General features: G+C 35.7%; 11 protein-coding genes. 3 read left to right on the top strand and 8 right to left on the bottom strand.

The window, feature by feature from the left end; genetic code table 11:
• On the top strand, window positions 1-236 hold a 236-nt coding region (locus LIZ98_RS10655), incomplete at its 5' end, for a hypothetical protein (protein ID WP_227139603.1).
• A gap of 12 nt (window positions 237-248) precedes the next feature.
• On the opposite strand, the gene rfbD is transcribed toward LIZ98_RS10655, so the two are convergent.
• The 8 genes from rfbD to LIZ98_RS10615 all read right to left on the bottom strand — a co-directional run bounded on the left by rfbD (window position 249) and on the right by LIZ98_RS10615 (window position 7,710).
• On the bottom strand, window positions 249-1,097 hold the full coding sequence (gene rfbD, locus LIZ98_RS10650; protein WP_041848103.1) for a dTDP-4-dehydrorhamnose reductase: 849 nt from the start codon (window positions 1,095-1,097) through the stop codon (window positions 249-251).
• Window positions 1,098-1,099: 2 nt separating this feature from the next.
• Window positions 1,100-2,122 carry a dTDP-glucose 4,6-dehydratase gene (rfbB, locus tag LIZ98_RS10645; RefSeq protein WP_227139604.1) on the bottom strand — a complete coding sequence of 341 codons (1,023 nt, stop codon included), beginning with the start codon at window positions 2,120-2,122 and terminating at the stop codon, window positions 1,100-1,102.
• A gap of 139 nt (window positions 2,123-2,261) precedes the next feature.
• Window positions 2,262-2,819: a dTDP-4-dehydrorhamnose 3,5-epimerase gene (rfbC, locus tag LIZ98_RS10640; RefSeq protein ID WP_041845523.1), complete on the bottom strand. Its 558-nt coding sequence runs from the start codon at window positions 2,817-2,819 to the stop codon at window positions 2,262-2,264.
• A gap of 82 nt (window positions 2,820-2,901) precedes the next feature.
• A complete protein-coding gene (gene rfbA / locus LIZ98_RS10635; protein ID WP_034773143.1) occupies window positions 2,902-3,771 on the bottom strand; it encodes a glucose-1-phosphate thymidylyltransferase RfbA in 870 nt (289 codons plus the stop codon).
• A 134-nt stretch (window positions 3,772-3,905) separates the two neighbouring features.
• A complete protein-coding gene (locus LIZ98_RS10630; protein WP_227139605.1) occupies window positions 3,906-4,616 on the bottom strand; it encodes a glycosyltransferase family 2 protein in 711 nt (236 codons plus the stop codon).
• A gap of 5 nt (window positions 4,617-4,621) precedes the next feature.
• Window positions 4,622-5,470 (bottom strand): glycosyltransferase, encoded by an 849-nt coding sequence (locus LIZ98_RS10625; RefSeq protein ID WP_227139606.1) that lies wholly within the window; start codon window positions 5,468-5,470, stop codon window positions 4,622-4,624.
• Between the two features lie 12 nt (window positions 5,471-5,482).
• On the bottom strand, window positions 5,483-6,880 hold the full coding sequence (locus tag LIZ98_RS10620; protein ID WP_227139607.1) for an O-antigen ligase family protein: 1,398 nt from the start codon (window positions 6,878-6,880) through the stop codon (window positions 5,483-5,485).
• 44 nt (window positions 6,881-6,924) lie between these two features.
• Entirely contained in the window at window positions 6,925-7,710 is a 786-nt protein-coding gene (locus tag LIZ98_RS10615; protein ID WP_227139608.1) for a glycosyltransferase family 2 protein, read from the bottom strand.
• Window positions 7,711-8,038: 328 nt separating this feature from the next.
• On the opposite strand from LIZ98_RS10615, the gene LIZ98_RS10610 reads away from it, so the two are divergent.
• A complete protein-coding gene (locus LIZ98_RS10610) occupies window positions 8,039-8,938 on the top strand; it encodes a glycosyltransferase family 2 protein (protein WP_227139609.1) in 900 nt (299 codons plus the stop codon).
• A 165-nt stretch (window positions 8,939-9,103) separates the two neighbouring features.
• Window positions 9,104-14,584: a PA14 domain-containing protein gene (locus tag LIZ98_RS10605; RefSeq protein WP_309240455.1), complete on the top strand. Its 5,481-nt coding sequence runs from the start codon at window positions 9,104-9,106 to the stop codon at window positions 14,582-14,584.
• Window positions 14,585-14,665 lie beyond the last annotated feature (81 nt).

Below are 14,665 nucleotides of genomic sequence, written 5' to 3'. Positions count from 1 at the left end.
ACAACGCTATGAGACAAAATGCAGGGCAAAAGAATGAAAACTGTCCCATAGGAGATGCCAGATTGGATTCTATGGGACAGAATGCACTTTATGAAAGGAAAAAATGTCTCAGAGAAGAAGTCCTCATAATACCAAATTATCCCTTTACTGTATACTTGTACATTAATCCAAAAAAAGCTGCTCGCTTTTTCAATTGTGGTTCCTTAAACCAACACAATTACAGCGAAACAGCTTAAAATGTCATTAAATTAAATTTCCTCAATTTCTTTTAAATACGCATGTAAAGCTTCTTTCCAATCAGGAAGTGGGGTAAAACCTTGTTTTTCTAATTCAGCCTTGCTTAAAACAGAATATTTCGGGCGTTTTGCAGGTGTTGGATATTGTTCCGTTGTTAGCGGGTTCACCTTAACCGACAAACCTGCTTGTTTAAAAATCTCCACTGCAAATTCATACCACGAGCAAACACCACTATTGGTTGCATGGTAGGTGCCGTATTTTTCCGTTTGAATCAGTTCAATGATAAATTTTGCTAAATCCATCGTGTAAGTAGGGGAGCCAACCTGGTCAGCAACAACGCCTACTTCTCCACGTTCTTTTCCCAGTCGAAGCATCGTTTTTACAAAGTTTTTCCCGTTTTTGCCGAAGACCCAGGCGGTCCGGACAATATAAAACCGATCCAAAATTTCCTTCAAAAAATTTTCTCCGGCAAGTTTTGTCCGACCATAAGCGCCAATCGGATTAGTTGGATGGTCGACCTCATACGGCTCACTGGCATTTCCTTCAAACACATAGTCCGTGCTGACAAAGAGCATTTTGGCACCAATCTCCTTCGCTGCCTGTGCCAAATATTTCGTTCCTAATGCATTCACCTGATAAGCCGTCTCCTCATCATTTTCAGCACCATCAACGTTTGTATAGGCCGCACAATGAACAATCACATCCGGCTTGACCTCTCTAATTTTCCCCTTTACAGCCTCTTCATTGGTAATATCCATTTCTTTCCGGTCGACACCGGTTACGATATGTTCCTTTGAATCTAATAATTTGACCACATCATGACCAAGTTGCCCGTTAACTCCGGTTACTAAAATATTCATAATTACTCAACCTCTAATCTATCACCATACTGTTGTTTAAAGTATTGTTGATATTCACCGGAAATAATATTTTCCCACCAGTCTTTGTTTTCCAAATACCAATCAATCGTTTCTTTAATACCAGTTTCAAAGGTATGTTTCGGTTCCCAGCCAAGTTCCGTACGAATTTTCGTTGCATCGATTGCATAACGACGATCATGGCCCGGACGATCTTTAACAAATTTAATAAGGGACTCCGGTTTTCCTAAATGTTTTAAAATCGTTTTTACAATTTCAATATTCGTATGCTCATTATTTCCGCCAATATTGTATACCTCACCGACAACCCCTTTATGAAGTACGGTATCAATAGCTTCACAATGATCTTCCACATATAACCAATCACGAACATTTAACCCGTCACCATAAACCGGTAAATCTTTATCATGCAAAGCGTTGATAATCATTAACGGAATTAATTTTTCCGGAAAATGGAATGGACCGTAATTGTTTGAACAACGGGTGATGTTCACAGGCATTCCGTATGTTTCATGGTAAGCGCGAACGAGCAAGTCAGCGCCGGCTTTACTTGCACTGTACGGACTGTTTGGTGCGAGCGGAGTTTCCTCGGTAAAATAACCGGTCTCACCAAGCGTACCATATACTTCATCAGTGGAAACTTGTAAATATTTCTTCACACCGATATTTTTTGCAGCATCTAACAGAACTTGAGTCCCTTGAACATTGGTGCGAACAAAAATTCCGGGATCAGTGATGCTTCTGTCTACGTGTGATTCTGCAGCAAAATTAATGACATAGTCAAATTTTTCTTCTGCAAAAAATCCGTTAATAAACTCATGATCAGCAATATCACCCTTGACAAACTTGTAATTCGGTTTATTTTCTATCTCTTTTAAATTTTCAAGGTTGCCTGCATATGTTAAAAGGTCCAGGTTAACAACTTGATATTCAGGATATTTCTTCACCATGTAGCGAACAAAATTACTGCCAATAAATCCTGCTCCACCTGTTACTAATACTTTCATCATGTACCTCCTATTTTTATAAATAAAGTTCAACGTGGCCAAATGCCAGCGTTTCTTGTGTGTTTTTTGGAAGGTCTTATTTCTTGTAAAAAAATTAAAATCTGCTTCTCAATGTTTTTGATGTAATCCTAAAAGGCACCTATTTTTCATAAACAAAGTTCAAATCTGCTTCTGCAAGGGTCGGGTGTTTCGTATCTTTGTCTGATAAAATAGGTGCAGATGTCGGCCAATCAATGCCCAATGCCGGGTCATTCCATAAAATACCGCCATCATGTTCCGGTGAATAAAATTCGTCAACTTTATAAGCAACAATACAATCAGGTACCAATGTACAAAATCCGTGGGCAAACCCTTTTGGTACCAATAATTGACGATTATTATATTCGCTCAAAATAACGCCTGTCCATTTTCCGTATGTAGGAGAACCTTTACGAATATCGACAACAACATCATAAATCGCTCCTCTTACTGCACGCACCAATTTCAGCTGGGCTTTCGGATTTAATTGGAAATGCAGACCACGGATTACCCCAACTTCACGCGACAGCGATTGGTTATCCTGCACAAAATGATAATCAAGTCCAAGTTCAGCAAAAAGTTTTTTGTTATAACTTTCCATAAAATAACCACGGTGGTCACCAAATACTTTTGGTTCAAGAATTTTAACGTCAGGGATACTTGTATCAATTATGTTCATTGAAATTACCTCGATTCTTCATCAAAAATCCAATATTTTACTGAAAAAATTCAACATTAAACAGACTAAAATTAGTAAGAAATTATCCTTGATTGGCAATCTTAATCAAATATTGTCCATATTGATTTTTCTTTAACGGTTCCGCTAACTCCAACAATTTCTCTTTATTAATATACCCCATTTTGTAGGCAATTTCTTCAAGACAAGCAATTTTTAATGTTTGTCGTTTCTCGATCGTTTCAATAAATTGCGATGCCTCAAGCAACGATTCATGGGTACCGGTATCAAGCCATGCAAAGCCACGGCCAAGCAATTCAACATTCAGCTCGCCCATTTCTAAGTATGCTTTATTTACATCTGTAATTTCAAGCTCACCGCGGGCAGATGGTTTAATATTTTTCGCAATATCAATGACACGATTATCGTAAAAATATAGGCCGGTAACTGCGTAATTTGATTTCGGTTGTGCCGGTTTTTCTTCAATCGATACAGCTTTTCCGTTTTCATCAAATTCAACGACACCGAAACGTTCAGGATCATTTACATAATAGCCGAAAACCGTAGCTCCTTTTTCACGGGAGGCAGCATTTTTCAATAAATTTGTAAAACCATGTCCATAGAATATATTGTCGCCCAGCACTAAAGCAACATGATCATCACCAATAAATTGTTCACCAATCAAAAAAGCCTGAGCTAAGCCGCCCGGTTCGGGTTGCACTTCATAAGTAATATGGACACCCAGATCCGAGCCGTTTCCAAAAATTTGCTCAAACCGACCGATATCCTGCGGCGTAGAAATAATAAGAATCTCTTTAATTCCTGCCAGCATTAAAACAGACATCGGATAGTAAATCATCGGCTTATCATAGACAGGTAATAACTGTTTAGAAACAACTTTTGTCAGCGGGTAAAGCCTTGTTCCACTTCCCCCGGCTAAAATGATACCTTTCATTCGAATCCTCTCCTTTAATCGTCTTGATAATAGAAAGAAATTTTATAAAGAAATATATACGTTATTAACACCAATATCTATAATAAAAGAAAAGAACAGAAATGGCACTATTCTTTAAAAAAAGATACAAAAACTTAATGTTTTTTCTTGTGTGATAGGATTGCCTGGATCGTTCCAATTCTTCCTTTTAATTGAGTGGTCAAAGATCGCCTTTTGATAGCCGTCACATTTCCGCCATGCCGAACATATTTCATCAGCGGTTCACTAATATGAACGATTTTTTTCCGCTCTATCATACAAACAAGAGCGATCCATTGATCATGCATTTCAATAGAATCCGGAAATGGTAGAATCAACGGTTTCAGCTCTTTACGAAAAGCCATCATACAGCCGGTATAAGCATTTTTAATGATGTTTCCAAATAAACCCTGTTCGATATCATTGTTATTAAATGTATTCCATGAGAGTTCGATTATTTTTAGATTGCCATCCACAACATAAGCATCATGGGTAACCAGCATAACATCCGGGTCTTGAAAGGCATTTTGTACTTTTGCGACTTTGTCGTTTTCCCAAATATCATCTTGATCAGATAGGAAAATAAAGTCTCCTTTGGCAAGTGAAATGGCTTTTTCAAAACTTTTTATCGGACCTGAATTAGTTTCATTGATATGGATTTCAACCCGGTCACCATAATGCTCCCGAATCAATTTCACAGTATTATCAGTTGATCTGTCATCAACAATTAAAATTTGATCATTCTTATCCAATTGCTTTATGATCGATTCCAATTGTCTGATTACAAAATCTTGGCCATTATAGGTAGCCATACAAACAGATATCATTTTCATCAACCTCCTTTCAATGATAGGAGCATACGTAACGTATAAAGGGCGATTTTTTTATTTTTGACAGTTATAATCTGTTTAAGAAGTCGTTTAAAAAGTTGTTTTCGGTATTCGGGAAATAATTCACGTTTATATTTTTTATAAAAAGTGAACTCGGAATGCAAGATACTTTTGTAGCGGGTAAGTGAAATAGAATTATAATCCATAACCGATAAATCATGATGTAAATAAATATCGAGTACAAAAGTTTTATAATTTTTTGCGTAAATCTCATAAAATAACCAGTGATCTAAGTAATCCAATGGAAATTCCTCGTTAAAGCCCCCGATCTCTTTAAGGAATGCCACTCTTATTACTGCTCCGGAATTAATTGCCATTACCGGTACGGATTGGATGCCTGGTGAAGGCTGTTGTCCAGTTAACGGCCGCAAACTAGAACTGTAAACGGGAGAGACCCATTGATTACCTGTTGTTATTTGTGGAACAATTGCTACCACCTTTGAGTCTACCTTGGGTAAATGAAAAATCTGGTCAACATACTCTTCTGTTACCTCTGTATCATGGTCAAACAAAATTAACCATTCACTGTTGCATTTTTTTGCTTTTTGTAAGGCATAATTATAAGCAGTTGAAATACCTAAATTTCGTTTGTCGTGTACATAGTGAACAGATACTTGCGAGTACTTTGCCGGATCAAAATGTTGACTTTCAGGACTATTGTCGTACAAAATAAGTTCTATTATAGGAGACTTGATATCCTGTTTAGATGAAATCAAATTAATAAAAGACCGAAATGTTTTACTCGTTTCAATTTTTTGCTTATAAAAAACAATAACAGCAGTAAATTTCATTTGTAGGACCTCTTATACAGGTATTGTCTTTACTTCATCTTTTCTAATTTGGGAATAAATTAATACAATTAACATAAATCCCATTCCAATTGGGTTATTTATGAACGGATTGATATTAGTCAACAACAACACTCCCAAAAATATTGACATGAAAGAGATATCTGTTGTATTAAGAGTCTTTTGACGTTTAAAAACGATATAAAAATTAATATAGACAATCAGGAAAAGAAATCCCCATATAGATAAACCAATCAATCCTTGTTCGACCAAGATATCAAGAAAACTCATTTCGATTCCGCTGATTCTCCCATCTATTTCCGTCCCATATCCAGTCCCAAAAATAAAGTTAACCGGATTGCTTAATAAAATATCTTTAGATGCTAATATAAAACTCATCCTTGTATTCACACTGACATCATTTACTTCTACTCTTTCTTTAGTTTGACCTTTACTTCCCTTAGAACCAAGTATCAGCTTTTCTTCCAAGCCATATTTGAGGCCTGAATTGTCTACCTGTTCATCAGCAGTATCAATTTGGAAACGTGAAAGGGTCATGGTCTGGTATAATATAGGTACAGATATGAACACAATTAATAAAATGGCTGACTTTTTCAAGAAAAATTTCGAGTTACCTAGTAATCGGATTTTTTCCTTCAAACCTTTAACCGGGTCTGTAATGATTTTAGTATCAATTAAAAGGATGGCAAGAATACTAACCATAAACGCTAATAAAAATCCGCGTGTTTCAGACCAAATAATTGATAAAGTACATAAAAATATATTAAATAGATCCACCTTAGAATGTTTTTTAGTTAATGCTGCGTTAAGTGATAAGATCAGACCAATCAATACATAAAAATGACTTTTGTAAAAAACACTGTTACTTGGTCTGAAAAACAAATCGTCGTTCATAATCGTATTCAAAAAGTTAAAGTAATCATTGAAATTATTAATGAATACAGTTTTTCCTAGTAAGGTTATTGTAATTGTGAAAATTGCAACTGTTAGAGCGGAGTATTTTATAATTTTTACAATATGAGTAATCGAAAAACGGGAATTATTAATATAATAGGCCAATGGGAAATAAATGGCTATATAGGAAACTCTTAACAAGTCAGTTATAACCGCAGAGAGCGGATGACCGTAAATCCAACCGATAACTGCACCAATGAAACACCAACCAATCAACATATAAACACCAATTGTTACTGGTGTAAATCGAACAAATGTGTTTACTTCCTTGTTAAAAAAAGATTTTGTTTTAATTAATCGGAAAATGAAAGTGCAGAACAATAAAATATATAAAACTTGTCGGATGGATAAGATTCCAAAATCGATAAGCCTCCCGCCACCTCCGATAAACAATTCAATAAATAGTACGTTTAATAGAAATTTTTCAAATCTAGACATAAAAATGTACTCCCCCAATATGATGCTGGATTCTAATGATTTGTTTAGATCCACTTCCATCCCCATTTATTAAAGAATTTTACCATGGATTTAACAAATATTTTAAATAGCTTCCAATTTTTATGGGAACCTCTTTCATAAAAATGAACAACAAACGAAAAAGGTGTATAAACTACCCTTCTATTCCTCTTTTTAAGCATCAGGCATAAATCCGTATCTTCAAAATACATAAAATACCGCTCATCAAATCCATTGATTTCCTTATATATGTCTCCTCGAATAAGCATAAAGCATCCGGAACCCATATTGATGTCTACAAGCCTGTCTTGAGGAATATCTCTACATTCATAAGTAGCTAATCGCTTAGCAAATAATTTTTTGACAAAGTCAAACGGGATGAACCGCAATGCATAGTCAAAGACCGTTACGCGTCTACGCATGAGATGCTGAATCGTTCCATCTTCATTTAAAACTTTGGGAACGAGTAATGCAATAGATTCATCATTCTCCATAACGGTTACCATATTATTTAAATTTTCTTTTGTTACAATAATATCAGGGTTGAAGATCAAAAAGTATTTTTCATCAGCATTGAGTAAGTTATAATTATGACCAAAACCAAATCCGTTATTTTCATGATAAAACGTTATATTAGCAAAGTCACTATATTGTTTTAATTTGTTTCTAAATTCGTTTGAAGAATTGTTGTCGAAAACAGCGACACGAATATTAGGCTCGTTACCAATTTCTTTTTTTAGATTATCTAATACATCAAAAATATGTTTACTATTATATGTGACAATGCTGATTACCATTGTTGGATATTCCAAATTTCCCACACTCTCTTAATTTTTATATCATTTTTGTTAAAAACAATTTCATCTATAGTTGCGAACAAACGTCATGACTGTTTTTTAAAAGGAAGTTAATCAATCTTCAATTAGGATAAAGTCCTTATAATTTTACCCTATATGTTAAAAAAACACAAAAGGGATTTTATCTATATGAAACAAAATATTTTATACTTTTATGTCCAAACGGATTTGATTAAAATAATATAGATGTGTATAATTCACATGGGTTAAGATAGGGATTTTGATCAATAAACATTTCGGTTTAATATATAGAATTTCATTAACTGGATAGAGGTGAAATTGAATGCTGTCAATAGTGGTAGTGAATTGGAATGGGGAAGTATTTTTAGAGAATTTTTTCACGAGTTTAGAAAACCAAACGTATAAAGAATTTATTGTCTACTTTGTGGATAATGGGTCACAGGATAATTCAATAAAGATAACGGAAAAATTTACGCGAAATTTAAACATCGATATAATCCGATTAGATAAAAATACTGGTTTTTCTGTAGCTAATAATATTGGGATTAAAAAGGCATTAAAAGATAATAGTAATTTTATTATTACGCTAAATAATGATATGGAATTAGATAAAAGCTGTTTATATAAACTTAATGAGGCGATTCAAAAATTTCCGGAATATGATGTATTTCAGATTCTCATGATGGATTACAATAACAGAGATATTATTGATGCTGCAGGTATCGAATTTAATAAACACTATTATGCTTCACAAATAGGACTGGGGAAATCACTTCATTTTCTTGAAAAGTTATCAACAGATATTCCAGGTGTCTGTGCCGGTGCAGCAGCTTATTCTAAAAGAGCTTTGTCTACCATTAAAGATCATAATGGGAATTTTTTTGATCCAATCTATTTTGCTTATTATGAAGATGTAGATTTAGTACTCCGATTATTAAAAAACAACTTTAAATCGAAATTAGTTAAGGATTCTATTGTCTATCATATTCATTCAGGTACCGGTGGCAAGGAATCGGATTTTAAAACCTATTATCTGGCAAGAAATCTCCTAATTTATACGAAAAAAAACTTACCTAATACTACATATAAAAAATGCTTACCGGTTTATCTATTTAGATTTTTTATACAGGGATTCAAACATCTAATAAAAGGAAACATAAAACGTTGCAAAGCGTTATTGAATGGAATTCGTGATGGATTGTCGTATAAAACGCAAAGGTGAGATAAACACTCCGGACTAGGTCTAAATACCCAAAAAATAAAATTGATTTGGAATTTATAGGATATTATAATGAAAAATGTACTATTTGTCCTTCACAAAAGGGAGGAAATAAGTAATAATAAAAGAGTAATTTAATAATTTTGCAGGGGGTGGCTTATTATATTTGTGAAAAAATTGAATATTTTTTCAATGGCTTTAGCTGGTCTCTTTTTCATTGGTTCCCTTTACTTGGTCGATAACGTTAAAGCTAGCGAAATTACATCTGGTAAGTGGACTGCTAATATATATCCCAAACCTGATTTTCAAGGGACTCCATATGTTTTTGAGACGAATAAGATTGATTACGATTGGAATCTATCCTCTCCTCATGCGAGTATCCCAAGTGATAATTTTTCCGCCCGGTTCATCAAAACATTCACTGCAAATGAAGATCTGATGATTAATTATAAAGCTTGGGCGGATGACAGAGTTCGAGTTTATTTAGATGGAGAGCTTATTATCAATGCTTGGAATAATTCTGCATATAGCTTAAGAGGGGAAGTCAATCAAAGTGTAAAAAAAGGCAGTCATACGCTAGTAGTTGAGTATTATGAAGAGGGAAACAAAGCAGCTTTGAAGTTTACAGACCAAGTATATCCGGTTTTAAAAGTATCTACGGAAAATGTCCATTATAACTGGGGGTTAGGTGGCCCTTCAGGATATCCGTCTGACTACTTTGTGGCCATGTTTAACCAATCAAGATCATTTGATGGTAAGGAATATTTTGCCCAAACCTATGCAGATGATGGGGTGCGTCTAAAGGTTGATGGAACATACAAGATTAATAGGTGGTCAAGTTCCAGCGGGGAAATTGTCAGAAGTATCCTTGGGAAATTGTCAGGAAAGCATGAGATTCAGACAGACTATTATGAACAGACCGGATATGCAACAGTGTATTCTGACATTGTCCCATTTGGAAACTGGCTTGTATATTATTACAATAATTTGAATCTGTCCGGAAACCCAGTTAATGCTGAAATCATTAAGGCTGATTCAAAGGGATGGCTGACCGACAATAACGGGTCAAATTCCCCCATTTCCAAAGTGAATGCAGATAACTATTCAGCAAAATATGTAACTGCCAAGCGAATCAGTGCCGGGGACTATATCCTTCGCATAAAGAGAGATGATCTTGTTCGTGTATACATCGATGGACAGCTTGTGTTTGACGGCTGGAAACCTAGGGTAAGAGATGATGCTGCAATCAAGTTAACCTTAAACAATAAAGACGGTTCGGATATCCATTGGATTGAAATTGATTATGGAGAACAAACAGGTCTAAGTAATCTTGAATTTTGTCTGGAACCATATTCAATCCCTACGAATAAATGGTTAGGAGAGTTTTATCCTAACATGAATTTTCAAGGGAATGCTACCGTAGTTGAAACGGATAACATTGACTATAATTGGCAGCTGTCTTCTCCAAGTGCAGATATTCCAGTTGACGGGTTTACTGCAAGATTTACAAAATCATTCACATTAAAGGATGATGTTGTAATGAATTTCAGTACTTGGGCTGATGACAGAGTACGTGTATATCTGGATGGATCGTTAATTATTGATGGATGGAAAAATTCCGTTTACACCCTTAAAGGGGATGTAAAACAGTTTGTTGCTAAAGGAACCCATACGTTGAAAGTCGAGTACCTAGAAGACGGTAATCAAGCAGCTCTGAAGTTTAAAGACTTGATATTTCCAATGTATAAGCCAAGTTCTTCAACGGTTCATTATAATTGGGGGACTGGTGGACCAACAGGATTTTCTTCTGATTATTTCGCCGCTATTTTCAATCAATCAAAGAAATTTGATGGGAAAGAGTACTTTGCACAGACCTATGCAGATGATGGGGTTCGCCTAAAGGTAGATGGAAATTATAAGATTAATAGATGGTCTAATTCAAGCGGTAAAATTGATAGATCCATTCTTGGACAACTTTCTGGTGAGCACTCCGTTCAAACAGAATACTACGAGCATACCGGGCATGCTACAGTCTATTCTGACATCGTGCCATTTGGCGATTGGCTAGTCTATTATTATAATAATACGGATTTGTCCGGAAACCCAGTTAATGCTGAAGTTATCAAAGCAAATTCCAATGGATGGTTAACTGATAATAACGGAACGAATGCACCAATCACAAAAGTCAATGCGGATAATTTTTCTGCCAGATATGTTACGGCAAAACGCATTGACCCCGGGGACTATATACTTCGTTTAACAAGAGATGATTTGATTCGTGTATACGTAGATGGGTCGCTTGTTTTTGATGGTTGGAAGCCAAGGTCCAGAGATGATGCAGCAATCAAACTAAATATCAGTAATAAAAACGGCTCCAATATCCATTGGATTGAGATTGAATACGCTGAACAATTAGGTGCAAGTAAAGTTGAACTTAGTCTGGAACCATACAAAGTACCTAATGGGAAATGGTTGGGAGAATTTTACCCAAACACGAATTTCCAAGGAATTGCATCTATAGTCGAGACTAATAAAATTGATTATAATTGGGGGCTTTCATCACCAAACGAGAATATTCCTAGTGATAATTTCACAGCTAGATTTACCAAGTCCTTTACTCTTGACAAAGATGTTATGATGAACTTTAGCGCTTGGGCAGATGATAGGGTTCGAGTTTACTTGGATAATGAGTTAATTATAAATGCTTGGGAAAACACAGCATTTACCTTAAAGGGAAATATAAAACAGCTTGTTAAAAAAGGGATCCATACATTAAAAGTCGAATACTTAGAAGCTGGTCACCAAGCAGCTCTAAAATTCACAGACGAAGTAAACCCGATCTATAATGAAACAGTTACAAATGTTCACTATAATTGGGGGACTGGTGGACCTTCCGGATTCCCAACTGATAATTTCTATGCGATATTTGACCAGTCAAGGAATTTTGATGGTAAAGAATATTTTGCACAAACCTTTGCAGATGATGGTGTACGCTTGAAAGTCGATGGGGCTTATAAGATTGATCAGTGGTCAAATGCGAGCGGAAAGATTGAAAAAACAATTCTTGGCCAACTTACCGGGAAGCATTCTGTTTTAACGGAATATTATGAGCAAACCGGTAATGCAGCAGTTTATTCTGACATCGTACCATTTGGCGATTGGCTAGTCTATTATTATAATAACACCAATCTTTCTGGGAACCCCGTTAATGCAGAAATTATATCGGCAAATTCAAATGGATGGCTCACAGATAATAACGGAGCAAATGCACCGATTGCAAAAGTCAATTCGGACAATTTTTCTGCGAGATATGTAACAGCAAAACGAATTGATGCGGGAGATTATATTCTACGATTAGTTAGAGACGATCTCATTCGGGTATATCTTGACGGGGAACTTGTTTTTGACGGTTGGAAAACTAGAGCCAGTGATGACGCTGCAATCAAACTATCAGTCAAGAATAAAGATAATTCTAATATTCACTGGATTGAAATAGAATATGCTGAACAAACCGGTAACAGCAAAGTTGAGTTGAGTCTTGAACCGTACACGATCCCAAGCGATAAATGGGTTGGCGAAGTTTATTCTAATCAAAACTTACAAGGTATGCCTTATATAATTGAAGCTAATAGTATCAACTATAATTGGCAAAATGGATCACCAATATGGGGAGTACCAAGCGATAATTTTTCTGTGCGTTTCCAAAGAAATATAAATATTACGGAAAGTGGTATTTATAAGCTGAATATAAGTGCAGATGATGGTGTCAGAGTATACATTGATAATCAGCTTTATATTGATTCGTGGATACAGAGTGCAGGATACCAACCATATCAGTATGTAAATCTATCAAAAGGTGTACACTCAGTGAAAGTAGAATATTATGAAGCTACTGGATTAGCAAAAGTTCAATTCAGTCTAGAACCTATTGAATTTGACTATTATGAAAAAACGAGAGACGTTTTCCATAATTGGGGAACCAACAGTCCGGCACAAGGTATACCTGCTGATAACTTTACGGCACTGTTTGACCAATCAGGTTATTACGATGGAAATGAGTACTTTGGTGTCACCTATGCAGATGATGGTGTTCGGTTATTGCTTAATGATGAAAGAAAAATTGATCGATGGTCAGCTTCTGCCGGGCAAATTGATACAGCATTTTTAGGCCAAATATCGGGTTATAATAATGTGGAAACCCAGTATATGGAACAAGGTAACAATGCATTTATTGCATCCAATATTGTTCCTGTAGGTAATTGGGTGGCTTACTATTATAACAATATAAATTTAAGTGGATATCCGGTAAATAAAACCGTAGTGTCCAGTGAAAGTAATGGCAACCTTTATCAAAACTACGGTTTGAACGCTCCTTTAGCAAATGTGAATGCCGATAATTTTTCTGCTAGATTTGTAACATTGAAGCATCTTAGTGAAGGGACCTATAAAATTAAAACCAATTCTGATGATGGTATTAGAGTGTTAGTTGACGGAGAAGTAGTAATTGACCGTTGGACGGCCGGTAATAATGTGGAAGATACAGCCAAAATAACGATCAAAAATAAAAACACATCCAATGCGAACGAAAAAGATGTTCACGTTATTGAGGTTCAGTATTTAGAGCTGACAAATAATAGTAAGTTTGAGTTTTCAATTCAACCATACACTGGGTCAACCATATCGGTTAAATATACAAACTATAACCGTAACTTTAATGATGTGCTCACCATTCAAGCAAATAGTTCACCTAAAGTGGATGGGGCAGGATTGTTTACTGCTAGCCGTGAACTTGTTCAGTACTATATGAATCCGAACAACTTCAGTCTAGGTTCCACTGACTTTTATCAATTTCTTGACTTATCTCAATCAGCTGGTTTGGACGTCAATGAAATCAATCAGAGAGTCCTTAGCGGAAAAGGCAGTTTAGCTGGAAAAGCACAAGCCTTTATTGATGCAGGAAAAGAAAGTGGCATAAATGAAGTATATTTAATTGCTCATGCCTTACACGAGACTAGCAATGGAACCTCAACTTTAGCAAAAGGTGTACCGGTCGATGCAAATGGAAATGTTGTAAGTGCTGATAAAGCCAAATATACAGTTTATAATATGTATGGTTATGGTGCTACTGATAATAATCCATTGCAAGGTGGAGCAAAATATGCATTCGATCGCGGCTGGTTTTCACCAGAAGCAGCAATTAAAGGCGGAGCAGCCCTTATTGGAAGGGGTTATATAAATACAGGGCAAAATACACTTTATAAAATGCGCTGGAATCCTGCAAACCCGGGAACTCATCAATATGCTACTCATGTTCAATGGGCTACAGCACAGACAACTCGGATACAACAAATTTATAGTTTGCTAGATAACTATACTCTCGTCTTTGATGTTCCGGTTTATAACAATCAGCCTGCTGCAAGTCCGAAACCAACTGGAGAAAGTCAATACGCTGTTTTACCTGTTTCAAGCGGAGCTGGGAAGGTCACAGCAACTACACTAAACTTTAGAAATTATCCAAATGGACCGATTATCGGTGCTTTGCCTTATAACACAGCAGTATCTATACTAGGTAAAAATGGTGGTTGGTATAAGATAAGTGTAAGTGGACAAACCGGTTGGGTATCTGGTGACTATATTAAACTTAACTAATGGGTTAGAAGAAACATCTATTCAACAGAGTAATGAGAGCCAACCTAAATATTGGAAGAAGCATAGTTTAGGTTTACAGTA

The organism is Caldibacillus sp. 210928-DFI.2.18, assembly GCF_020554505.1.
GTDB lineage: Bacteria > Bacillota > Bacilli > Bacillales > Caldibacillaceae > Caldifermentibacillus > Caldifermentibacillus hisashii.
This window is presented reverse-complemented; position numbering and strand designations above follow the sequence as displayed.